This is a genomic window from Jannaschia pohangensis (assembly GCF_900113875.1).
In the GTDB taxonomy this organism is placed as follows: domain Bacteria; phylum Pseudomonadota; class Alphaproteobacteria; order Rhodobacterales; family Rhodobacteraceae; genus Jannaschia; species Jannaschia pohangensis.
The window spans coordinates 1-21,995 of sequence record NZ_FORA01000008.1; the positions used below are offsets into that span (position 1 = coordinate 1).

Below are 21,995 nucleotides of genomic sequence, written 5' to 3' on the forward strand. Positions count from 1 at the left end.
GGAACATCGTCAATGACACCGTGGGGACCATCGACATCGCGGGGAACCTTGATGCCGATATCGACAACAGCGGCACGGTCACCCTTGACGGCGCGACAGCCACGGTCCTGACCGGGGACATCTTCGGGTCGGGCGACGTGACGGCGACGGGTCTTCTGTCGGAAATCGACGGCAGCCTGACATCGGGCGGCACGGTCACCGTCGCCGGCGGCGATGCGCTGGACGTGCGTGACGGCACGACGATCCAGGCGGGCGGCACGCTCGATCTCGACGGCGCGCTGACCAGCGATGTGACGGTCGACGCCATGGGCGCGGCGCTGATCGACGGCACCGTGACCGGCAGCGTGGAGTCTTCGGGGAATCTCGAACTCGACGGCGGTGTCAGCGCGGATGTGACGGTGCTTGACGGCACCGCAACCCTGGCCGGAACCATTGGCGGGGAATTGGGAGTCGCTGCGGACGGGGTCGTGACGGATACCGGAAACCTCGTGGTGACCGGCCAGATCACCAACGAGGGCGAGATGACCACCGGCGGCAACGTCGACGCGAATGGCGGCTTCGTCAACTCGGGCACCTTCACGGTCGGCGCGATGACCACCACCACCGCCACCGGCGAGGCCCGCAACACCGATACGGGCATGTTGACCGTTGCCGGGACGCTGTCCGGCGACGGCGCCATCAGCCTCGTGAACGACGGCGCCCTGGACATCGAGGGAACGGGCCTCGTCAACAATTTCACCCTGGTCGACAACGCCGATACCGGCAGCATCACGATGGCAACCGGCGGCGAGATCGCCGCGGACATCGATAGCGAAGGCACACTTGATCTCGACGGCACCGTGACCGGCAGCCTGACGAACCGCGGTTCGGCCGCCGTGGCCGAAATCGGCGGCGACGTCACTGGCGGCGTGACGAACAGCGACGGGGCGACGCTGACGTTCGACGGAACCTCGATCGTGGGTGGCACGGGTGTGTCCAACACTGCGATCATGGATGTGACAGGCACCGTTACCGCCGCGGCCGGCGTGAGCAATACCGGCTCCGGCGACCTGACCGTGGGCGGGGAAGTCGTGGGCAACGTCGAGACCTCGGCCGTTTTCGCGCTGACGGGCACCGTGACCGGAGACGTCAACGCCACGGCCGGAACGGCTGATCTGGCGGGCAACATCACCGGCAATCTGGATCTGGCCATGGGCGTTGTCGTCACCCAGACCGGCGTGCTGGACGTCGATGGCACCATCGACAACGACACCACCTTCGTCACCACGGCCAACGTCTTTGCGGGCACCGTCGATACCAGCGGCAGCTTGACCGTCGACACGGGCGACACGCTCGAGATCACGGGCGTCGGCGGCACTGTCGCGAACACCGGCGCCCTTGTGGTGGCGGGCACGGTTGACGGTGATGTCGCTTCGACGGCGGGCTCGGTCGGCCTGACGGGCGCGGTCACCGGCGACCTCGACGTGACCGCAGGCACAGCGACGCTCGAGGGCGACGTGGGCGGCGATCTGTCCCTGGCGGCGGGTGTCACAGCCACGCAGACCGGCGTGCTCGACGTCGACGGCCTTCTGACCAATGGCACGACCCTGACCACCACCGCCAACCTGGACGCGGGCGATGTCGATAGCAGCGGCACCCTGACGGTCTCGGGCGGCACAACCCTCGCCATCACGACGCCGACCGGCGAAGTCGGCAACACCGGCGCACTGACGGTTGCGGGCACTGTGGACGGCGATGTCACATCCTCTGCCGGGTCGGTCGGCCTGACCGGAGAGATCACCGGCAACCTCGACGTGACCGCAGGCACCGCAACGGTCGAGGGCGACGTGGGCGGCGACCTGTCGCTGGCGGCAGGCGTCACAGCCACGCAGACCGGCGTGCTCGACGTCGACGGGGCCTTCACCAACGGGACAGCTTTTGTCCTGACGGCGGATGTGGATGCGGGGAGCGCCGTCAACACCGGCACATTGACCGTTGGCGACACGCTGACGTTCGACATCACGGATCCGGGCGAAGTTCTGGCCAACTCCGGCACGCTGACGGTTGCGGGCACGGTGGACGGCGATGTCGCTTCGACGGCGGGCTCGGTCGGTCTGACCGGAGAGATCACCGGCGACCTCGACGTGACCGCAGGCACAGCGACGCTCGAGGGCGACGTGGGCGGCGATCTGTCCCTGGCGGCGGGCGTCACGGCCACGCAGACTGGGGTGCTCGACGTCGACGGACTTCTGACCAATGGCACGACCCTGACCACCACCGCCAACCTGGACGCGGGCGATGTCGATACCAGCGGCACCCTGACGGTCTCGGGCGGCACCACCCTCGCCATCACGACGCCGACCGGCGAAGTCGGCAACACCGGCGCACTGACGGTCGCGGGCACCGTGGACGGCGATGTCACCTCCTCTGCCGGATCGGTCGTGCTGACCGGCGCGGTCACCGGCGACCTTGGCGTGACGGCGGGCACCGCCGATGTCGAAGGCACCGTGGGCGGCGACCTGTCGCTGTCGGCGGGTGTCACGGCGACGCAGACCGGCACGCTGGACGTGGATGGCGCGTTCGACAACGACACGACCTTCACCACCACCGCCAATGTGGACGCAGGCAGCGTCGACAGCAGCGGTGCCCTGACCATCAACGGCCCCCACACGCTGACGATCACCGATCCGGCGGGCGCGCTTGCCAACAGCGGCGCGCTGACGGTTGCGGGCATCGTCGACGGCGATGTCTCGTCGACGGGCGGGTCGGTGGCGCTGACGGGCACCGTGACCGGCGACCTGGGCGTGACGGGCGGGTCGGCCAGCCTCGCGGGCGACGTCGACGGCGACCTGTCCCTGGGCGCGGGCGTTGCGGTCACCCAGACCGGCGCGCTCGACGTCGATGGTGCGCTCGATAATGACACGACCCTTGTCACCACGGCGAACGTGGATGCGGGTTCGGTCGACAACAGCGGGGCTTTGACCGTCTCGGACGGCACCACCCTTCTGGTCACCGATCCTGCGGGCGTGGTGCTGAGCACCGGCGCCCTGACCGTGGGCACGACCGGCGAGATTGTCGGAGACACGGACGTTCAGGCCGGCACGGCGACGGTCGATGGCCGGATCGACGGCGATCTCGATACCGCTGGCACCACCGCAGTTGCCGGCACCGTCACGGGCGACCTGAACTCGACCGGCGGCAGTCTGGCGCTGACCGGCAGCGTCGACCAATCGGTCACGATCACAGGCGGCACCGCGACACTCGCGGGCAACATCGGAACCGATCTGTCGATCCAGAATGCCGGCGCATCCACGTCGGGTGATCTGGTCGTGGGCGACGCCGTGACCACCATCGGCACGGGGAGCCTGACCGTCGGCAACCGCCTCGATGCGCAGAGCGTCACCAACGGGGGCACCCTCGCCGTGACCGGCGGCACCGTTGTCGCCGTCAGCGATGTGACCAGCAGCGGCATCTTGACCGTGGACGGGGCCAGCAGCGTGACGGCCGCGACCGTGACGAACACGGGAATGGCCGACATCGACGGCAGCGTGACCGCCACGACCCTGACCAACGACGGGATGACGCTCGACTTCTCGGGCAACCTGACAGGCGACTTGACCAACCAGAGCGGGACGACTGTGCTGGAGGCAGGCGCCACGATTTCGGGCAACACCGCGAACGAAGACCAGATGAGCGTCACCGGCCTCGCCACCGCGAATGGCAACTTTGCCAACCGGGGCGACCTTGTCATCGACGGAGCCGGAACGCTCGTCACCGCAGAGCTGTCGAACGAGGCGGGAACGCTCGACCTCGACGGCGCGCTGACGGGCCTGCTCGACAATGACGCGACCGCCAATGTTGCGGGCAGCGTGTCGGGCGCAATCGACAACAGCGGCACGCTGACGGTCGACGGCTCGGCAAGTGCGGCAACCGTCACCACCAGCGGGACCTTCGCCATCGACGCAGGCGCGGACTTGACCACGGCCACCCTGCGCGTGACCAACGGGACGGCGGCCCTGAACGGGGATCTGGACGGCGACCTGATCAACGAGGTCGGCGGCGAAGCCACCGTGGTCGGTAACGTCAGCGGCACCGCGGTCAACCGGGGGGATCTGACCGTTGCCGGGACCGGGTCCATCGACGGCGATGTCCTGAATGCCGTCGGTGGCGTCATGACGTCGGCGGGAACGATCGGCGACGGCGACGACACCTTTACCAACCGGGGCACGGCCACCCTGACGGGCGGGTCCGTCAACGGCGCGTTCGACAATCTGGCGATGTCCGGTGTCGTGGATGTGACGGGAACCCTGGGCGTCTCGGGGATCATCACGAACTCGGGCATCTTCGATGTGACGGGCGGGACCCTGACCTTCGGCAGCCTCGTCAACAACGAGATCCTGACCGTTGGCGTGGCCGCGCGGACAGCGGGCGGCACGATCACCAACCTCGACAGGCTGAATGTCGCGGGCGAGGTGGGCAACAACGTCATCAACACCGGCAGCATCGTGACGGCCGACGGCGCGATCTTCAGCGGCGGCCTGTTTCAGGACGGCACTCTCTCGGCTTCGGGCGACCTTTTCCTGAGCGGCGGGACGACCTTCGCAGCCGGGTCGGTGACCAGCCTTCGGCAGGACTCGGCGACGTATAGCGTGCTGGACGTCACCGGGCCGCTCAACATCGACAACGCCACGCTCCAGTTCGACATCGACCTGAGCGACGGCTCCGGGGGTGGTGCCGGCGGGATCCATTCCGACTTCCTGCGGGTGCGGGGCGGGGCGCTGACCGGCGAAGTGACGCTGTCCTTCGGTGTGCAGGGCATCCCGGGTGCGCTCAACGCCGCGGGGATTCTGGTGATCGACGCCGATGACGGTTTCGCCAACTCCTATACCTTCAACCCCGAAGTCGTCGCGGGCTTCGGCGCGCTTGTCTACCGGCTCGAAGCGCGGGGCGAGGACACCTTCGTCGTCAGCGCCGTGAACCCGGCTGTGGGCGGTCTGTCGGGCACGATCAGCCTGACGCAGTCCCTGATCGGGCAGGTGGTGAACCGCCCGAGCTCGCCCTTCGTGAGCGCACTTGTGGCCCCGGACGGCGACGCCTGCAGCATCGGCGCCTGGAGCCGCGTGATCGGTGGTAGCGCGAATGCGAACGGCGGCGTCAACAGCTCGCTCGGCAGCTTCAGCAACGCGCTCGAGGCGACTTATGGGGGTCTGCAACTTGGCGCCGACTTCGGCTGCGTCGACGGCGGCCTGGCCGGGTTCGACGTCACCTATGGCGCAACGGCCGGTTATACGACCGGCACGGTCGCTCAGAACGTCTTCGGGTTCGATCCGGTGACCGGCACGATCGATCCGAGCCAGATCACGGCGACGATCGCGAATGACTTCGGCCAAAGCTATGCCGCGCTCTATGTCGCTGCGGCCAAGGGCCCGTTCGTTGCCGACCTGCAGTACCGGATCGAAAAGACGTCGTTCAACCTCAGCACGGAAAGCTTCGTGCCCGGTGGCGGTGTCGGCGTTCTCGATCAGGACTTCGACAGTGACGGTCAGACACTCAGCGGTTCGGTCAGCTATGTTCTGCCCTTCGGTCCGGAAAACGCCGGTTGGGTATTTGTGCCGACGGCCGGTTTCGCCTTCTCGAAGCTGAGCACCGAAGACGTTCAGTTCGCCGGCGGCGGTCGCGTCACGTTCGAGGACACGCAAACCGAGATCGGGTTCGTCGGGGCCAGCCTTGCCCGGACCCAGATCGCCCCCGACGAGCGCAGCGCGCTGACCTACTTCGGGACGGCCACCTACTACGGTGATTTCTCGGATGATCTGAATTCCACGTTCTTCGACGGGGTCGGCGGATCGGAAGCCGTATCGGTCCAGAATCTGGGCGATTACAGCGAAGTCAGCGTGGGCCTCAACTACGTGCGGATCCTCAACGAAGGTCAGGTCGGACCGGCCCGGCAGTTGAACGGCTCCGTCCGTCTCGATGGCCGTCTGTCCGACCGCCTCGACAGCGTCGGCATCACCGCGCAGGTCCGCCTGCAGTTCTAGAACCCATGGCCCGGGTCGGGGGTGGTCTTGACCCCCCTCGACCGGGGCCGCATGGTTTGGACAGACCCCCCGGACGCGGTTCGGGGACGCGACGAAAGGCGGAACGATGTCCTGGTTCAGCAAGGTCGCCTGGCAGGAAGGGCTGTTTCTGCAGCCGCAGCACCTGCAACAGGCCGACCGCTATCACGAAGCTCAGCTCAGGGCGCGCACCGCCTTGGCCACGCCCTATCCCTGGGGTCTGGTCGAGATGAAGATCGACCGGGATCTGGCCCAACAGGGCAAACTCGGCCTGCGCGCCGCCGTGGGCATCATGCCCGACGGCACGCCCTTCGATGCGCCCGGCGTGTCGCCCTTGCCCGACCCGATCCCCGTGCCCGACGATGCCGCCGGCCTGACGGTCTGGCTGTCGCTGCCTGACGTGTCGGTCAGCGGCCGCGAAGTCGGCATGGGGCAGGGGGCCGACGCGACCCGCTGGAAGATCGCGCCCGAAACGGTGGTCGACAACGCCGCCTCGGGACGGATCGAACAGAGCCTGGAACTGGCCCATCCCCGGCTGGAGCTGTCGCTGCGCAAGACGCCCCGGACCGGATACCAATGCCTGCCGCTGGCGCGCATCGCCGAGGTGCGCAACGGCATCGTGGCCTTCGACGACACGGTGCCGCCCACGGCGCTGACGCTGGATGTGCATCCTGTCTACCTCGGATACCTGAGCCGTGTGATCGGCTGGATCGAGGGCAAGCTGGATGCGCTGTCCCGCTATGCCTCGGACCCGTCGTCGGGCGGCGGGATGCAGGCGACCGACTATCTGATGCTCATGGTTCTGAACCGCGAATTGCCGGCTCTGCGCCACTTCGCCTCCAGCAAGGTGATCCATCCCGAACGCCTGTTCGAGCGTCTGGTATCGCTGGCCGGCGAGTTGGCCACCTTCGATCAGGGCGAACGCCGCGCCGCCGATTATGCCGCCTATGACCACGATGACGCCAAGACGGTCTTCGGCCCGGTCGTGGCCGACATCCAGCGTCTGCTGGCCCGCGACGTGGGACGTGCCGTGCGTTTGCCGCTGCGCGAGGTGCGCCAGGGCAGCTATGCCGCCATCGTCAACGATCGCCAGCTGTTCGCCAGTGCGACCTTCGTGGTCGAGGTGGGGGCGAACCTGCCGCTCACCCAGATCCAGGCGCAGTTCCCGCAGCTCTGCAAGGTCGGCCCGTCGACGCGGATGAAAGAGATCATCAACAACAACCTGCCGGGTGTGGGGCTGGTCCATCTGCCGAACCCGCCGCGCCACATTCGCGTGGTCGCCAGCAAGGTCTATTTCGTGTTCGACAAATCAACCGATCTGTGGCGCGAATTCAGCGTGGCGCCGGCGGTCGGAATGCACTTTGCGGGCACCTGGCCCGACCTGCGACTGGAACTCTGGGCCGTACCGGACAACCTGTGACGACGACAACCGCTGCACCATCGAGGGGGACGACCCATGGCCGGGCCTGACGACGACAAGGACCGCACCGTCTTCGGGCAACCGTTGCCCAAGCCCGGTGACGCGCCCCGTGCCGTGCCCCGTCCGGGTGCCGGGGCACCCCCTGCGGGGGGTGGCGACAGGACCGTGATCGGAGGCGCCCTGCCGCCGGGGCCGGGTGGCGTTCGCTCGGCCGGTGGGCCCCCTGCCGAAGACACCTGGCTCGGCGGGGCCTTGCCGCCCGCCGGCGGGGGTGCTTATCCGCCGCAGGGTCAGGGGAATACCTGGGCGCCGCAGCAGCCGTACCCTCCGCAGGCGCAGCCCTATCCGCCGCCGCATCAGCCCTATCCGTCCCAACCCCAACCCTACGGTCAGCCCGCGCCCTTCGGCGGCGCGCAGTCCAACAACGGGATGTTCCCCGAACTGGCGCAGCAGCAGGCCGCGCCGCAGCGCGTCGCTCCGCGCATCTCTCTCGAGGCGGCGCTGAAGCCCTCGGGCCTTGCGCAGACCGCCGTGCGCAACGCCATCGTGCGCGCGGCCAGCGACATGCTGATCCTGCTCGGACGTCTGCGCACCGGCCTGGTCGAGATGCAGAGCCAGCCGCTCCTGGAACATACCGCCCGCGAAATCGACCGGTTCGAACGGCGCGCGCTCGAAAGCGGTGTCGCGCCGCAGGACGCGGAGTTGGCGAAATACGCGCTGGCCGCGACCGCCGACGATATCGTCCAGAACCTGCCGGGCACCGACCGGGGGGCCTGGCTGCAATACGGGATGTCCGCGCGGTTCTTCGAGGATCGCTCCTCGGGCGTGAACTTCTTTCGCAGGCTCGAAGACGCGATGCGCGCGCCCGGCCAGCGTTATGAGGTGCTGGAGCTGATGCTGATCTGCCTGCAACTGGGGTTCGAAGGTCAGTATCGCACCGGTGCCGGCGGCGCGGTCGAGTTGCAACGCGGACGTGCTGCGCTCTACGAGACGCTGCGCCGTGTCGTGACCCGCCCCGGCGACGACATTTCCGTCACCTGGGAGGCCGTGCCGCTCGGCAAGCGTCGCCGCTATGGCGGGCTGCCGGTCTGGGTGGTCATGGCCATCGCCGCCGGCATGGTCGTGGCGCTGTTCCTGACGCTCTCGACCCTGCTCAACCAGCAGGGCGCGGCGGTGCAATCGGGCGTCATCGCCCTGCATCAGGGTCAACCCGCGATCACCATCGAACGCCCCGCCGCCTTCGTGCCGCTGGCCACGCCCGAGACGACACAGCTGCAACGCATCCGCGACGCCCTCGCCCCCGAGATCGCCTCGGGCGAGCTGGATGTCGGGACGCTCAACGACTTCATCTATGTGCGCCTTGGCGATGTGCTGCGCTTCGGGTCGGGCAGCGACCGCCTCGACGGCGATTTCACACCGCTGGCCAATCGGATCCTCGCGGCCGTGAACGCCGAGGAAGGCGAGGTCCGCGTCGTCGGCCACACCGACAGCATTCCGCCGAACGGACGCGGGGCCTTCAAGACCAACGAGGAACTGTCGATCGCCCGCGCCATCACCGTGCGCGACATCCTGGCCCAGGGGATCGACGACCCCGACCGGCTGGAGGTGGAGGGCAAGGGCTCGGTCGATCCCATCGGCGACAACACGACGCCCGAGGGCCGCGCGCTCAACCGCAGGGTCGAAATCCTGATCCGGAAGGAAGCCATCCAATGAGGATCTTCGGCATCATCCCCATCCCCAGTCCGCGCCGACTGTGGAAGATCAAATGGCTGCGCCGTCCGATCATCTGGCTTGGCCTCGTCATTCTGTGCCTCGCCATCTGGTTCGGCCTGCCACTGATCCCGTGGTGGCCGATGTCGACGATCTGGCTGCGCGCCACGGTCATCGGGCTGATGCTGACCACGATCTTCACGGTGCAGTTCGTTAAATGGCGCCGACGTCGCAAGGCCGCTGAGGCTCTCGAAGAGCAACTTGTCGAACGCGCCCCCGTGGGCGACGGCAAGATCCTGGCCGAGCGGATGACCGAAGCGCTGGCCACGCTGAAACAGGCGGGCGGGGCGACCTATCTCTATGACCTGCCTTGGTATGTCATCATCGGGCCGCCGGGTGCGGGCAAGACGACGGCGCTGGCCAATGCGGGGATCGAGTTCCCCGGCTCCAAACCGGATGCCGTCGAAGGCTTCGGCGGCACGCGCAACTGCGACTGGTGGTTTGCCGAAGAAGCCGTCCTGATCGACACCGCCGGCCGCTATACCACCCAGGACAGCGGGGCCGAGGCGGATGCCGCGTCCTGGACCGCGTTCCTTGACCTGCTGAAAAAGGGCCGCCCGAACCAGCCGATCAACGGTGTCATCCTGTCGTTCTCGGTCGAGGACATGATGAACGCTTCCGAGACCGAGATCGCCGCCCATGCCGCCACCGTGCGCGCCCGGCTGGCCGAGATCCACGACCGGCTCAAGATCGACTTCCCGGTCTATGTCCTGTTCACCAAGGCCGACCTGATCGCGGGATTCCGCGAATATTTCGCCAGCTTCTCGGCCTCGCGCAGGCGGAGCGTCTGGGGCGCCACCTTCCAGACCCGCGACCGCAATGCCGAAACCTGGTCCGAAGTGGGCGCACATTTCGACGAGCTGGTGACCCGCCTGTCGGACGAGACCATCGACCGCATGTCCGAGGAACCCGACGGCGTCAGCCGCATCGCCATTTTCGGCCTGCCCGGCCAGATGGCCCTGATGCGCGAGAACGTCACCGACTTCCTGCGCCGCGTGTTCGAGCCGACGCGCTACAAGACGAACGCCATTCTGCGGGGGTTCTATTTCACCTCCGGCACGCAGGAAGGCACGCCCATCGATCAAGTCCTGGGGGCCATGTCGCGGGGCGAGGGGGGCGATGCCCGCGCGTTCCAGCCGTCGTTCTTTTCGGGGCAGGGGAAGTCCTATTTCCTGCACGATCTGCTGACCAAGGTCATCTTTGCCGAGCGAGATTGGGTCAGCCATGACGCCAAGGCCGTGCGCCGCGCCGCCATCCTGCGGGGTCTGGGTCTGGGCCTGACGGGGGCGGTGACCGCCGCCGCCATGGTCGCGCTCGGCGTCAGTTTCTGGCGCAACGCGACGCTGGTGAACCAGGTCGAGGCGGATGCCGTATCTTACTTCGGCGTCGCCCAACCCCGCCTGCAAGAGGCGGTGGTCACCGACCCCGACCCGAACCCCATCATCGGGCCGCTCAACCGGCTGCGCGACGTGACGGCGGGCTATGCCGATCCGCGCGAACAGGAACTGTGGGAGGGCATCGGCCTCGGTCAGCGCACCCGCCTGAACGCCGCCACCAAGCAGGCCTATTCCGACGGGCTGGAACGGATGCTGCGGCCCCGCGCGATCCTTCAGGCCGAGACCGATCTGGAGGCCGCGATCCTGGCGCGCGACGTGCCGCGCATCTATCGCCTTCTCAAGGTCTACCTGCTCCTTGGCGGGAAGCAGGAGGGCGCGTCGGACGATGTGGCCATCCAGTCCTATCTGGGCGAAGTCTGGCGCCAGACCTTCAGCGATATCGGCCAGATCGACGAACGCGAAGCGCTCGAAGGTCATCTGGCGGCGATGCTGGAGCTGGACGACGACCGCCAGATCTCCATCGGGATCGACAGCGAATTGGTCGCCGAAGCGCGCGAGGACATCACCGACCTGCCGCTCGCCGAACAGGCCTATGCCGCGATCCGCGACCGCGCGATCAACGCGGGCCTTCTGGACTTCGACCTGTCCGACCGTCTGGGCCCCGCCACCGCGCGAGTGTTCGAGGTCGCCGACGGCGATATCGAGACGGTCGAAATTCAGGGGCTTTATACGTTCGAGGGGTACTGGGGGTTCTTCCTTGAAGAGCTGACGAACGCGCGCCAACGCCTTGAAGACGACAAATGGGTTCTGGGCAGCGCGGCAGAGCGGGTCGACTACGACGGTCAGCTTGCGGGCCTCGAAGGGCAGTTGCACCAGCTGTACCGCCGCGATTTCGTACAGGTCTGGAACGACATGCTGGACTCGCTGACGCTGGCGCCCATGGCGCTGGATGCGCCCGGCTTCGACGCCCTGGGCAGTGCTGCGTCGACCACATCGTCGCCCATCCTGATGCTGGCCCAAGCGGTCGAGGAACAGACCCGCCTGACCCGCATCTACGAGATCATCGACGCGTTGGACCCCGCCGAGATTGCCGCCAACGGCGGCAGTCTGGGCGATTCCATGGGCGATGCCGCTTTCCGCCGCATCTATCAGCAATCGGGCCTGTTCAGCCGGGTCGTTCTGGACAGCCTGGGCAATCGCGGCAAATCGCAGGAACAGGTGGGCTCCAGCGGATCAGCCGTGGCCGAAGATGCACAGCGCATTCAGGTCGAACGCATCGCCGCCGCCTTCGAGCAGTGGCACGCACTGGCCCGCGGCGAACGCAACAGCCGCCCCCTTGACGCGATCCTGAGCATCATCGACGAATTGCGGAACAATCGCCGCCTGGCCCTCACCGCGCCCTCGGCCACGGACGAGCAGGTGTTGCAGACCGTGCTGACCCGGCTCACCGGGTCAAACGGGTCGCTTCCGCCGCAACTGGCGGGCTGGCTCAACGAGATGGACCGCGAATTCCGGGCCGTGGCACAGGACGCGACGATGTCCGACCTGAACCGCGCCCTGAACGAGGAGGTGACCCAGTTCTGCGCGCAATTCGTGGCCCCGCTCTATCCCTTCGGCAACGGGCGGCACATCTCGTCGGGCGTCTTCGGCGAGTTCTTCGGGTCGGGCGGTCGGATGGACCGCTTCTATGGCCAGTGGCTGGCCCCCCACGTCACCCGCACCGCCTCGGGCATCGTGCCGGTGCCGGGCAGCCCGGTCGGCGAGCGGCTGAACGCCCAGACCCTGCGTCAGTTCGACCGTGCCGAAGCCATCCGCGCTGCCTTCTTCAGCGGCAATTCGAGCGAGCCGCAGGTCAGCATGTTTTTCACCCACGTCAGCAGCTCGCCGTCGGTCGAGCTGGCGCTGATCAACGTCAACGGCGCCTCGGGGCGGACCGGGCCGGGCGACCAGCCGGTCAAGCTGGACTGGCCGGGCGAGGGGGCGGGCGTCGTGATCGAGCTGTACCCCCAGGAGCCGGGCCGCGCGTCGGACAAGAAATTCGGCGACGGTCGGTGGGCCATCATCGACTTTCTGCGTCAGGGACAGACCCGCGTGAACGGTAACGTGGCAGAGGTCACGCATCAGATCGGCGGGCGCACCATCACGTACAAGGTCGAGGTCGACAGCACGACAGTGCCCTTCCTGATGCCCGAACTGGCCGATTTCCAATGCCCGACGTCGCTCGAATGACGGAAGGTGCCGCGCCTCTGGCCCTGTTGGGCAAGCACCCCGGTTGGGGCGACTTCCTGCGTCACGGCTGGCCCGCCGGCATGGCCGAGGTGCTGGAGGCCTGGATCGACGCGAATTTCGGCACCATCCGCGATGCGACCGATATCTGGGACGCGGCCCGTCCGGTCCGTTTCGCCATCGGCGGCGGCCTGGTGGGCTGTGCCATGGCCGGAATCCTGCGGTTTTCGCGGGACAGGGTTGGACGCCGATCGCCCCTGATCCTGGCGCATCTGGGGCCCATTCCGGACCCCGCCGACCAGAGCCTCTGGGACGGGATCGAGGCGATGGAGCTGACTCCAGGCGAAGCCCTGGCCGAGCGGTTCCCCGAAATCGGGCCGGACGCCTTGACCCCGGTCAGCGCGATCGTCTGGGCCCTGAACGAAGACGGCGATTTCCCGGCCCTGCTGGAGGCCGCCACCAGGGCGGAACCCCCGGCGGCGGCGGCGGCGCGGTCGCATTGGTGGCGCGTGGATGCCCCGGCCCTCTGGCTGTCGGTTCCCGGCCTGCCCAACCCCGAGGCGTTGCGCTTCCTCATGGGGAACACCTGATGGAGACGCAGTCATGCACCTGATCTTCGAGACCGGTGAGCGCACCGACGTCGGCCTGCTGCGCAAGGTCAACGAGGACGCGGCCCTTGCCATGCCGGACAGCGGTCTCTGGGTCGTGGCCGACGGCATGGGCGGGCATTCGGCGGGCGATGTCTCCAGCAGGATGATCGTCGATGCGCTGGCCTCCACCGGTCTGCCTGCCAGCGCCGAAGACCTTGTCGGGCGCGTCATGGACCGGCTGAGCCAGGCCAACACCGGCATCCGGGAGCACGCCGCAACCAATCAGCTTGGCACCATCGGCGCGACCGTCGTCGCCTTTCTGGTGCAGGATGACGGCGCCCGCGCGCTCTGGTCGGGCGACAGCCGCCTCTATCGTCTGCGCGACGGCCATCTGGACCAGGTCACGCGCGACCACACCGAGGTCAATGAACTGCTCGACAGTGGCGCGCTGACCCCCGAGGAGGCGGAGCGGTATCCCCGCCGCAACGTCATCACCCGCGCCATCGGCGTCACGGAACTGCCCCATGTCGAGCTGCTGGAGATCGACGTGCAGCCGGGCGATGTCTGGCTTTTGTGCAGCGACGGGCTGACCGAACATCTTCAGGACTACGAGATCCGGCATCATCTGGCAGCCCTGCCGCCGCAAGAGGCCTGCAACGCAATGGTCGCCGATGTGCTGGACCGGGGGGCGCGCGACAATGTCACCGTGATCGCCATCGCGGCCTCGGCCCCCGAAGTGATCGCCGAGGATGCCGATGAAGTCCCGCTCGAAGGGATCATCCCGGATGTCTGATTGGCCCCCCACCGAAGACCCCGGCAAGAAGAAGACGCCCACGGGTCTGGAAGACGACAGCGACTGGGCCGACGACGACCCGGACCGCACACGACTGGCCGAAGACCTGGGCGCGCCGCCCCCCGTCCCGCAGCCCGGAACGGCCGCCGCCCGGACGACGCATGGCACCGTCAAACTGGGCACGCGGATCAACAACAACTACGAGATTACCGCCGTCCTAAAGGCCGGCGGCATGGGCGAAGTGTACCGGGGCGAGAACGTCTTCACCCACGACCCCGTGGCCATCAAGCTGGTCAAGCCCGACCTTGCCAACGACGAGAAGATCGCCCTGATGTTCCGGCGCGAGGCGCGGACCCTGGGCCAGCTCGTCGATGATGCCATCGTGCGCTACTACAACTTCGTCCAGGATCCCGAGATCAACCGCTACTGCCTCGTGATGGAATTCATCGAAGGCACGCCCCTGTCGGATCTGGTCGAGAACCGTGGTCCGCTTACGGTGGCCGAGGCGCGGGGCCTGATGCGCAGGCTGGCGTCCGGTCTGGGCAAGGCGCATGCGATGGACGTGGTGCACCGCGACCTGTCGCCCGACAACGTGATGCTGCCCGGCGGCGACCTCAAGGAGGCCAAGCTGATCGATTTCGGCATCGCCCGTTCGCCGCTGGTGACCGAAGGCACGATGGCGGGGCAATTCGCGGGCAAGTTCAAATACGTCTCGCCCGAACAGCTTGGCCATTACGACGGCGCCATCGGGCCGGTGACCGATGTCTATGGCCTGGGCCTGTTGATCGCGGCGGCGGTTCGGGGCGAAGCGCTGCCCATGGGCGCGTCCATCGTCGAGGCGGTCGAGGCGCGCCGCGCGGTGCCGGACCTGTCGTCCCTGCCGGAAGAATTGCGCCCGATCCTGTCGCACATGCTGCAACCCGACCCGGCGGACCGGCCGAAGGACATGGCCACCGTGATCGCCATGCTGAACAAGCGGCCCGACACGGCGGCCCCCGTCGCCGAAACACCGGCGGCCCCGGTCGGTGTGCCCGTGTCGCCGCCGCCCTTCTCGGCCCCGCCGCAAACCGGGTCAGGCCTGCGACTGCCGCCCGGGCCCGGCGCGTTTCAGCAACCGGTCGCGCCGCGTCAGACCACGCCGCCGCGCAGTCTTGCCGCCGAGGAAGAGGTGGAGCCGAGCAACACCGGCAAACTGCTGGTGGCGCTCGTCATCCTCTTTGCGGGCATCCTGGGCGGGGCCGGGTTCTATGGCTGGCGCGAGGGTCTGTTCGGTGGCCAGACCGTCTCTGCCCTGCCGGGGACGGGCCCCGTCGAAACTCCGGGCGATCCGCCGCCCCCGGCCAGCGACACGCGCGAGGGATTCCTCGCCGCCTATCCCGCCGGCTCCTGCGCCTTCGCGCAGCGCCGTGCGACCGGGCCGATGTCTGGTCTGGTCGAAGGCTTCGGCCTGAACGCCGATTGGTCCGCGCTGCCCGACGCATATGACGCGGCCTTCGGCAGCCGTCCCGACGTGGTCGCGCGCGAATTGACGGCGGCCCAATGCGCGGTTCTCGACTTCGTCGCGCCACAGGCCGGCACAGACGGCGGCGCGCCGCTCGAAGTGGTGCTGGACGTTGAGACGTTGGTCAGCGGCACCGCCTTGACCGGGCGCATCATCGACCCGCTGGCCCGCCCGGTCTGGCTGGCGCTGGTGACGCCCGATGGCAGCGTGTGGAACGTCACCGACCGGCTGAGCGGTGCCGTGGGTGACCGCCGCGCCCTTCGGGTCGGGCTCGAACTGCCCCCCGGTGGCGAGGCGGCAGGACAGCTTCTGCTGGCGGTTGCCGCGCCCCGCGCGCTGGCCAGTGCATCGACAGCGGCGGGGGGAACCCCGGCGCAGGACCTACTGCCCCTGATCGCCGCGGAAATCGCGCGCCGGGGCGACGATGTCGCCGTGTCGCTGGCCCTTGTCACGCTGACACCCCCGGAACAGGCGCCGCAGGAGGTGCCCGGCACCGATGACGCGTCGCAGGATGCACCCGCACCGGACGCGCCCGATCCGGCGGCCACTCCGGTCGCCGATTGACCAACGCGACAGCGACATCAAACACAGGGATGGGACGATGACGGACTTTTCGGCAAACCTCGGGTTTCTCTGGACGGACCGGTCCTTGCCAGACGCCATCCGCGCGGCCAAGGCGGCGGGCTTTCAGGCCGTCGAATGCCACTGGCCCTATGACACGCCGGCCGGCGAGGTGGCGTCGGCACTGGCCGAAACGGGCCTGCCGATGTTGGGCCTGAACACCAGGCGCGGCTTTCCCGACAAGGGCGACAACGGCCTGGCGGCGATTCCGGACCGTCGGGACGAGGCGCGCGCCGCCATCGAGGAGGCCGTGACCTACGCCGCCGCCATCAATGCAGCCAAGGTGCACGTCATGGCCGGTTTCGCCGCAGGGGAGGCCCCCCATGCCGTCTTTGTCGACAACCTGCGCCATGCCTGCGCGCTGGCCGAACCCCACGGCATCGGCATCCTGATCGAGCCGCTGAACCGCTACGATGCGCCGGGCTATTTCCTTCAGACCACCGATCAGGCCCGCCGGATCATCGAAGAAGTGGCGGCCCCCAACCTTGCGCTGATGTTCGACTGCTATCACGTGCAGCTGACCGAGGGCGATCTGAGCCACCGGCTGGCCGACTTGCTGCCGATCATCGGGCATATCCAGTTCGCCTCTGTCCCCGATCGCGGAGCGCCGGACCATGGCGAGATCGACTTTGCGCATGTCTTCGGGGTCATCGCCGACCTTGGCTACAACGCGCCGCTTGGGGCGGAGTACAAGCCCGGGCGGCCCACGGAGGAGACGCTGGCCTGGATGGCGACCCTGCGCTAACGGACCGGACCTTCCGAGCCCTTTTCGGGAACCCGTCTTGTGCAATCCGTCATTCTGACCTATATGTTGGTCATAACCAGGAAGGACAGAGGATGCAGATCGCCATCGCCGAAGCAAAGGCCCAGTTCGCCGAATTGATCCGTCGCGCCGAAGCGGGCGAGGCGATCGAGCTGACGCGCTATGGCCGCCCGGTGGCGCGGATCCTGGCGGCGGATCGCCCCGTGAGCCGGTCTCTGATCGGCGCGATGGAGGGGGCGTTTACCTTGCCCGACGACATGTTCGACGGCGACGCGGACATCGCCGCCGCTTTCGGGAAAAGCCTGGCCGACTAGGTGCGGCTCCTCCTCGACACCCATGTGCTGCTTTGGGCGGTCCTGCGCGATCCGCGTCTGACCCAGGCACAAACGAACGCCATCTCGAACGGCGAGCTTTACCTGTCGTCGGCCAGTGTCTGGGAAATCGGGATCAAGCGGGCACTCGGCAAGCTCGACGTTCCGGATACGCTCTTCGATGTGGCTGTCGATGCCGGGTGCCGCCCGCTTCCCATCTCATGGACACATGCGCAGGCGGCGGCGGCGCTGCCGATGCATCACGCGGATCCCTTCGACCGGATGCTGATCGCGCAGGCGCTCTGCGAAGGGCTGTCGATCGCCACGTCGGACGGCAAGTTCGCGGCCTACGGCGTGGATCTTGTCGCCTGAAATCGGACGCGGATCTCGGCCACCCGTAATGTTCGAATAATATCCATGTGATCAGAGGCGCGGGCAACCACAAGGCCAGGCCCAATGCCGATCACACCCGAACCCGCCCCTGTTGACCCGGGGCTGCGCCGCCTCTCCCTGCCAGCGGGGGTGATATCGCTGATCGTCGCGGCCATCCTGATGCTGGCCTACAACGGCACCTTCTGGTCGCGGGGGGCCGACATCTTTGCGGGCCACCCGGGGCAGTTCATCGTGTTCGGCCTGGCGGTCTATGCCCTGCTCGTGTCCTTCGTAGGCGTCTTCAGCTTTCGCGTGATCGTGCGGCCCGCGCTGGCCGCGCTGCTGATCGTGTCGGCGGCGACGTCCTACTACATGGACAACCTCGGCGTGATGATCGACCGGGACATGATCCAGAACGTCGCGACCACCACCTTCACCGAATCCAAGCACCTGGTGACCTTCGGGATTGTCGCGCATGTGACGTTGTTCGGGATTTTGCCGGCGGCGGCACTGTTCCTCGTGCGGGTCCAGCGGCAACGCTGGCTCTTTGCCCTTGGGGTACCGGTGGCGATGTTCCTGGGCGGGCTTGCGGTCTCTGCGGCGCTTCTGATGACGAACTACGCCAGCTATGCCTCGGTCCTGCGGGAGCGGAAGGATTTCATGGGCAGTTTTCAGCCCGGCGCACCGCTGGTCGCCACGATCCGCTATGCGAAGATGATGAACCGGTCGCGCGATATCGTCGTGGCTCCGCTCGGGCAGGAGGCCCGCAAGGGCCCGACCTATGACGCGCCGCGCAAGCCCGTCCTGACCATCATCGTCGCGGGCGAGACGGCGCGGGGGCAGAATTTCGCGCTCAATGGCTATGGTGTGCCGACGACTCCCGAATTGGCCGCACGCGATGTCATCAACTTTACCGACGTCAGCTCTTGCGGGACGGCGACGGCAGTGTCCTTGCCCTGCATGTTCTCGCGCGACGGGCGGGCGGAGTATTCCTTCGACCGGGGTCTGGCGAACGAAAACCTGCTCGATGTGCTGACCCACGCGGGGTTCGACGTTGAATGGTGGGACAATAACACCGGGTCCAAGGCGGTGTCGGCGCGTGTGCCGACGCGATCTTTCACCAATTCGGAAAACGCGGAGTTCTGCCCGACCGGCGAATGCATCGACGGCATCTTCATGCAGCATCTGGAGGCCTTCGTGCCGACGATCACCCGGGACACGGTTCTGGTCCTTCACCAGATCGGCAGCCACGGGCCGACCTATCACCTGCGCTACCCCGAGGGGTTCGCGCGGTTCCTCCCCACCTGCGAGACGGCGGAGTTCAAGGATTGCACCGAGGAAGAGATCCGCAACGCCTATGACAACACGATTGCCTATACCGACCAGGTGCTGGCCGAGACGATCGACTTTCTGATGGCGCAGGACGGGCTGGCCACGTCGCTGCTCTATGTGTCCGACCACGGGGAGTCGCTTGGGGAAGGCGGGCTCTATCTGCACGGCGCGCCCTATTTCATGGCACCCGAGGTTCAGACGAAGGTGCCGATGATCCTGTGGATGTCGGAAAGCTTCAGACAGCAGCTGGCCCTGGACGCGGCCTGCATTGGGGCAGGGCGGGACGCGGCGCTCAGCCATGACAACCTCTTTTCGACGGTTCTGGGGCTTCTGGATGTCGAAACCGACGTGCGCGATCCGGACCTCGACATCGCATCCCCCTGCCGGACCCGGGTTCAGGTGACCCAGGGATGAGCGCGCCGGAGCAGAAGGTGGCCCCAAGGGTCACCGGCATCGCCCATGTCTTTGCCGCCACGGGCTATTCGCTGGCGGGGATGGTCCGCCTCTGGGGCGAGACGGCATTTCGACACGAGGTCGGGGCCCTGGTGGCGAGCCTTGGCCTGCTGGCGGGCATCGGCGCGGGGCCGGTGGAACTGGCCGCTTTGGTCGGGCTGTTCCTGATCCTTTTCGCGGTGGAGGCGCTGAACACGGCGGTGGAATGCATCGTCGACCGGATTTCGCCGGAATGGGAGGAATACGCCCGCAACGCCAAGGACCTGGGGTCGTTTGCGGTGATGTGCCTCCTCCTCACCATCGTCCTTTTCGTTGCGGTGGTGGTCTGGGGCCATCTTGCCCTGTTCGGGTGACTCCGTGGTCTTAACCTCGGTGGCGCGGTGGTCTAGGGTCCGGTGTCGAAGACGGGGCCGGATGGAACATGCGCTTGCTGGTGGTGGAAGACGAAGCGGAGCTTGCCGCCGCCGCGAGCGAGCACCTGCAGACCGTTGGTCATGCGGTGGATGTCGCCGGAACGTTCGACGCCGCGATGGCCGCCGCCCGGGCCACGTCCTATGCGTTGATCCTGCTGGACCTGCGGTTGCCGGACGGCGAGGGGCTGGATCTGCTGCGCGACCTGCGGGACCGGGGCGACAACACCCCCGTCCTGATCGTCACCGCGCGTGACCGCATCACCGAGCGGATTGCCGGGCTGGAGGCGGGGGCCGACGACTATCTGGTGAAACCCTATGACCTTGACGAAATGCTGGCCCGTGTGGCCGCCATCCTGCGGCGGATCGACGGGGACCGCCGGGGCGACCGGCAGTTCGGGCCGCTGCGCATCGTCCCCGCCGACCGCAGTGTGACCCTTGACGGTCAGGTGATCGTCCTGACGCGCACCGAATGGGCCATCCTTGACCGGCTGAGCCGCAGACCGGACGTCATCGTCTCGCGGTCGGATCTGGAGGATGTCGTCTATGCCTTCGGCGAGGAGGTCGAGAGCAACGCCATCGCCGCCCATATCAGCCGGTTGCGCGGCAAACTGGGACGGGAAGCGGTGCTGACGATGCGGGGCCTCGGCTACCGGATGGGCAAACCATGAGCGCGCGGCGCAGTTTGCGGCGCAGGCTCGCCGTTCTGATCAGTCTGGGGCTCGGGGCGGTCTGGCTGGTCGCGACCGGCCTCATGGCCTTCATCCTTCATACCGAACAGGATGAGTTTTCGGACCTGGCCCTGCGCGAGACGGCGATCCTGTTCCAGCCGATCCTGCTGAGCGAATGGCAGGACGGAACCAGCGCGGGCCTGCCTGCGGTCCCGGAACCGGCGGATGCGGGCGAAGCGCTGGTCTATCTGTTGCAGGACCGCGACGGCACGGTGTTCCTTCAGTCCGGGACCGCCGCCCTCGCGGAGCTTCCCGACGGGGCCCCGCGCGAAGGCTATCGCAGAACCCGCACCCATGCCTTCTATACCACTGCGCCCGATGCGGACGGGCGGTTCGTGACCTTCGGCGACCCGCTGGCCGAGCGGGACGAGGCCTTTCGCGAAAGCCTACTGGCCTTCGTGGTGCCGATGCTGGCGATGCTGCCGCTCGCCTACCTTCTGGTCAGCTGGATCGTTCAGACCGGACTGCGCCCCCTGGGCGACCTGCGCGCCGAGATCGCGAACCGGGGCGAAGGGCGGCTCGACCCGGTCGTGGTCGAAGGGCTGCCCGACGAATTGCAGGAGATCACCAGCAGCCTGAACGGGCTGATGAAGCGCCTTGGCACCGCGCTCGACGGGGAGCGGGCCTTCGCCACAAATGCCGCGCACGAATTGCGCACGCCCGTGGCCATCGCCTTGGCCCAAGTGCAGCGCCTGCGGACCGAGACGGCGGACCCCGGCGCGCTGACCCGCATTCAAAGCGTGGAGGCGACGCTGAACCGGATGTCGGATCTGGTGGCGCGCCTGCTTCAATTGGCCCGCGCCGATGCCGGGATCGGGGCGGGGCGGACGGACGATCTGGTCGCGCTGCTCGGTCATGTTCTGGACGATGTCTTGCGCGACCCCGGTCAAGCGGGGCGCATCGTCACCACGCTGCCACAGGGGCCGGTGGCGGCGATGATCGACCCCGATGCCTGGGCCATCGTGGCGGGCAACCTGATCGAGAACGGTCTGCGCCACGCGCCCGGGGACGCGCAGGTGACGGTGACGCTTGCCGGCGACGGGACGCTTCGCGTGGCCAACCCTGCGCCCGGACTGACGGAGGCCGACCCCGCGACCCTCACCCGGCGGTTCCAGCGCGGTAACCGGGCGGGCGCGGGCTTCGGTCTTGGCCTGCATATCGCAGACACCATCGCGCGCCAGGCAGGCGGACGCCTTGACGTGTCCCTTCAGGGCGACACCCCGATGTTCGAAGCGGCATTCACTGTTGCGCGCCCCGGGTGAGCCGACGATCTGGCCTCGGTCGTCCTGTAGCGGGGTGGCACGGCTTCTTTGCGGGTCGCGGCGCCCCG

Annotated in this window: 14 protein-coding genes; all 14 read left to right on the forward strand. The window is 67.7% G+C overall.

The genetic code is table 11. From position 1 onward, the window contains the following. Window positions 1-20 precede the first annotated feature (20 nt). Window positions 21-6,017 carry a hypothetical protein gene (locus BM002_RS19390; RefSeq protein WP_217641182.1) on the forward strand — a complete coding sequence of 1,999 codons (5,997 nt, stop codon included), beginning with the start codon at window positions 21-23 and terminating at the stop codon, window positions 6,015-6,017. A gap of 106 nt (window positions 6,018-6,123) precedes the next feature. Further along, complete coding sequence (gene tssK / locus BM002_RS17925) at window positions 6,124-7,455, forward strand: type VI secretion system baseplate subunit TssK (RefSeq protein ID WP_092784694.1); 1,332 nt, start codon at window positions 6,124-6,126, stop codon at window positions 7,453-7,455. Window positions 7,456-7,491: 36 nt separating this feature from the next. Then, complete coding sequence (icmH, locus tag BM002_RS17930; protein WP_092784697.1) at window positions 7,492-9,168, forward strand: type IVB secretion system protein IcmH/DotU; 1,677 nt, start codon at window positions 7,492-7,494, stop codon at window positions 9,166-9,168. Next, the gene (gene tssM / locus BM002_RS17935) at window positions 9,165-12,791 is read left to right on the forward strand and encodes a type VI secretion system membrane subunit TssM (protein ID WP_092784700.1); all 3,627 of its coding nucleotides are present in this window, start codon (window positions 9,165-9,167) and stop codon (window positions 12,789-12,791) included. Before icmH ends, tssM begins: the two co-directional genes overlap by 4 nt. After that, complete coding sequence (gene tagF / locus BM002_RS17940; RefSeq protein ID WP_175484959.1) at window positions 12,788-13,378, forward strand: type VI secretion system-associated protein TagF; 591 nt, start codon at window positions 12,788-12,790, stop codon at window positions 13,376-13,378. The genes tssM and tagF overlap by 4 nt, the downstream gene beginning before the upstream one ends. A gap of 13 nt (window positions 13,379-13,391) precedes the next feature. Beyond that, window positions 13,392-14,171: a PP2C family protein-serine/threonine phosphatase gene (locus BM002_RS17945; RefSeq protein ID WP_092784865.1), complete on the forward strand. Its 780-nt coding sequence runs from the start codon at window positions 13,392-13,394 to the stop codon at window positions 14,169-14,171. Continuing rightward, the gene (locus BM002_RS17950; protein WP_139212416.1) at window positions 14,164-16,236 is read left to right on the forward strand and encodes a serine/threonine-protein kinase; all 2,073 of its coding nucleotides are present in this window, start codon (window positions 14,164-14,166) and stop codon (window positions 16,234-16,236) included. The genes BM002_RS17945 and BM002_RS17950 overlap by 8 nt, the downstream gene beginning before the upstream one ends. Window positions 16,237-16,273: 37 nt before the next feature. Continuing rightward, complete coding sequence (locus tag BM002_RS17955; RefSeq protein ID WP_092784868.1) at window positions 16,274-17,038, forward strand: hydroxypyruvate isomerase family protein; 765 nt, start codon at window positions 16,274-16,276, stop codon at window positions 17,036-17,038. 92 nt (window positions 17,039-17,130) lie between these two features. Then, window positions 17,131-17,370: a type II toxin-antitoxin system Phd/YefM family antitoxin gene (locus BM002_RS17960; protein ID WP_092784709.1), complete on the forward strand. Its 240-nt coding sequence runs from the start codon at window positions 17,131-17,133 to the stop codon at window positions 17,368-17,370. Beyond that, window positions 17,371-17,739, forward strand: coding sequence for a type II toxin-antitoxin system VapC family toxin (locus tag BM002_RS17965; protein WP_092784712.1), 369 nt, complete (start codon window positions 17,371-17,373; stop codon window positions 17,737-17,739). An 84-nt stretch (window positions 17,740-17,823) separates the two neighbouring features. Continuing rightward, window positions 17,824-19,485, forward strand: a complete 1,662-nt coding sequence (locus BM002_RS17970) for a phosphoethanolamine transferase (protein ID WP_092784715.1) — start codon at window positions 17,824-17,826, stop codon at window positions 19,483-19,485. Then, complete coding sequence (locus tag BM002_RS17975; RefSeq protein WP_092784717.1) at window positions 19,482-19,877, forward strand: diacylglycerol kinase; 396 nt, start codon at window positions 19,482-19,484, stop codon at window positions 19,875-19,877. The genes BM002_RS17970 and BM002_RS17975 overlap by 4 nt, the downstream gene beginning before the upstream one ends. 68 nt (window positions 19,878-19,945) lie before the next feature. Further along, entirely contained in the window at window positions 19,946-20,605 is a 660-nt protein-coding gene (locus BM002_RS17980; RefSeq protein WP_092784720.1) for a response regulator, read from the forward strand. Beyond that, complete coding sequence (locus BM002_RS17985; RefSeq protein WP_092784723.1) at window positions 20,602-21,927, forward strand: sensor histidine kinase; 1,326 nt, start codon at window positions 20,602-20,604, stop codon at window positions 21,925-21,927. Before BM002_RS17980 ends, BM002_RS17985 begins: the two co-directional genes overlap by 4 nt. Window positions 21,928-21,995: the final 68 nt, after the last annotated feature.

Bases quoted from the DNA above. Each gene is read 5' to 3' on its own strand.
- BM002_RS17950 (WP_139212416.1), top strand. From the start codon at position 14,164: ATGTCTGATTGGCCCCCCACCGAAGACCCCGGCAAGAAGAAGACGCCC.
- BM002_RS17960 (WP_092784709.1), top strand. From the start codon at position 17,131: ATGCAGATCGCCATCGCCGAAGCAAAGGCCCAGTTCGCCGAATTGATC.
- BM002_RS17980 (WP_092784720.1), top strand. From the start codon at position 19,946: ATGCGCTTGCTGGTGGTGGAAGACGAAGCGGAGCTTGCCGCCGCCGCG.
- BM002_RS17945 (WP_092784865.1), top strand. From the start codon at position 13,392: ATGCACCTGATCTTCGAGACCGGTGAGCGCACCGACGTCGGCCTGCTG.
- BM002_RS17985 (WP_092784723.1), top strand. From the start codon at position 20,602: ATGAGCGCGCGGCGCAGTTTGCGGCGCAGGCTCGCCGTTCTGATCAGT.
- icmH (WP_092784697.1), top strand. From the start codon at position 7,492: ATGGCCGGGCCTGACGACGACAAGGACCGCACCGTCTTCGGGCAACCG.
- tagF (WP_175484959.1), top strand. From the start codon at position 12,788: ATGACGGAAGGTGCCGCGCCTCTGGCCCTGTTGGGCAAGCACCCCGGT.
- BM002_RS17975 (WP_092784717.1), top strand. From the start codon at position 19,482: ATGAGCGCGCCGGAGCAGAAGGTGGCCCCAAGGGTCACCGGCATCGCC.
- tssM (WP_092784700.1), top strand. From the start codon at position 9,165: ATGAGGATCTTCGGCATCATCCCCATCCCCAGTCCGCGCCGACTGTGG.
- tssK (WP_092784694.1), top strand. From the start codon at position 6,124: ATGTCCTGGTTCAGCAAGGTCGCCTGGCAGGAAGGGCTGTTTCTGCAG.
- BM002_RS17955 (WP_092784868.1), top strand. From the start codon at position 16,274: ATGACGGACTTTTCGGCAAACCTCGGGTTTCTCTGGACGGACCGGTCC.
- BM002_RS17970 (WP_092784715.1), top strand. From the start codon at position 17,824: ATGCCGATCACACCCGAACCCGCCCCTGTTGACCCGGGGCTGCGCCGC.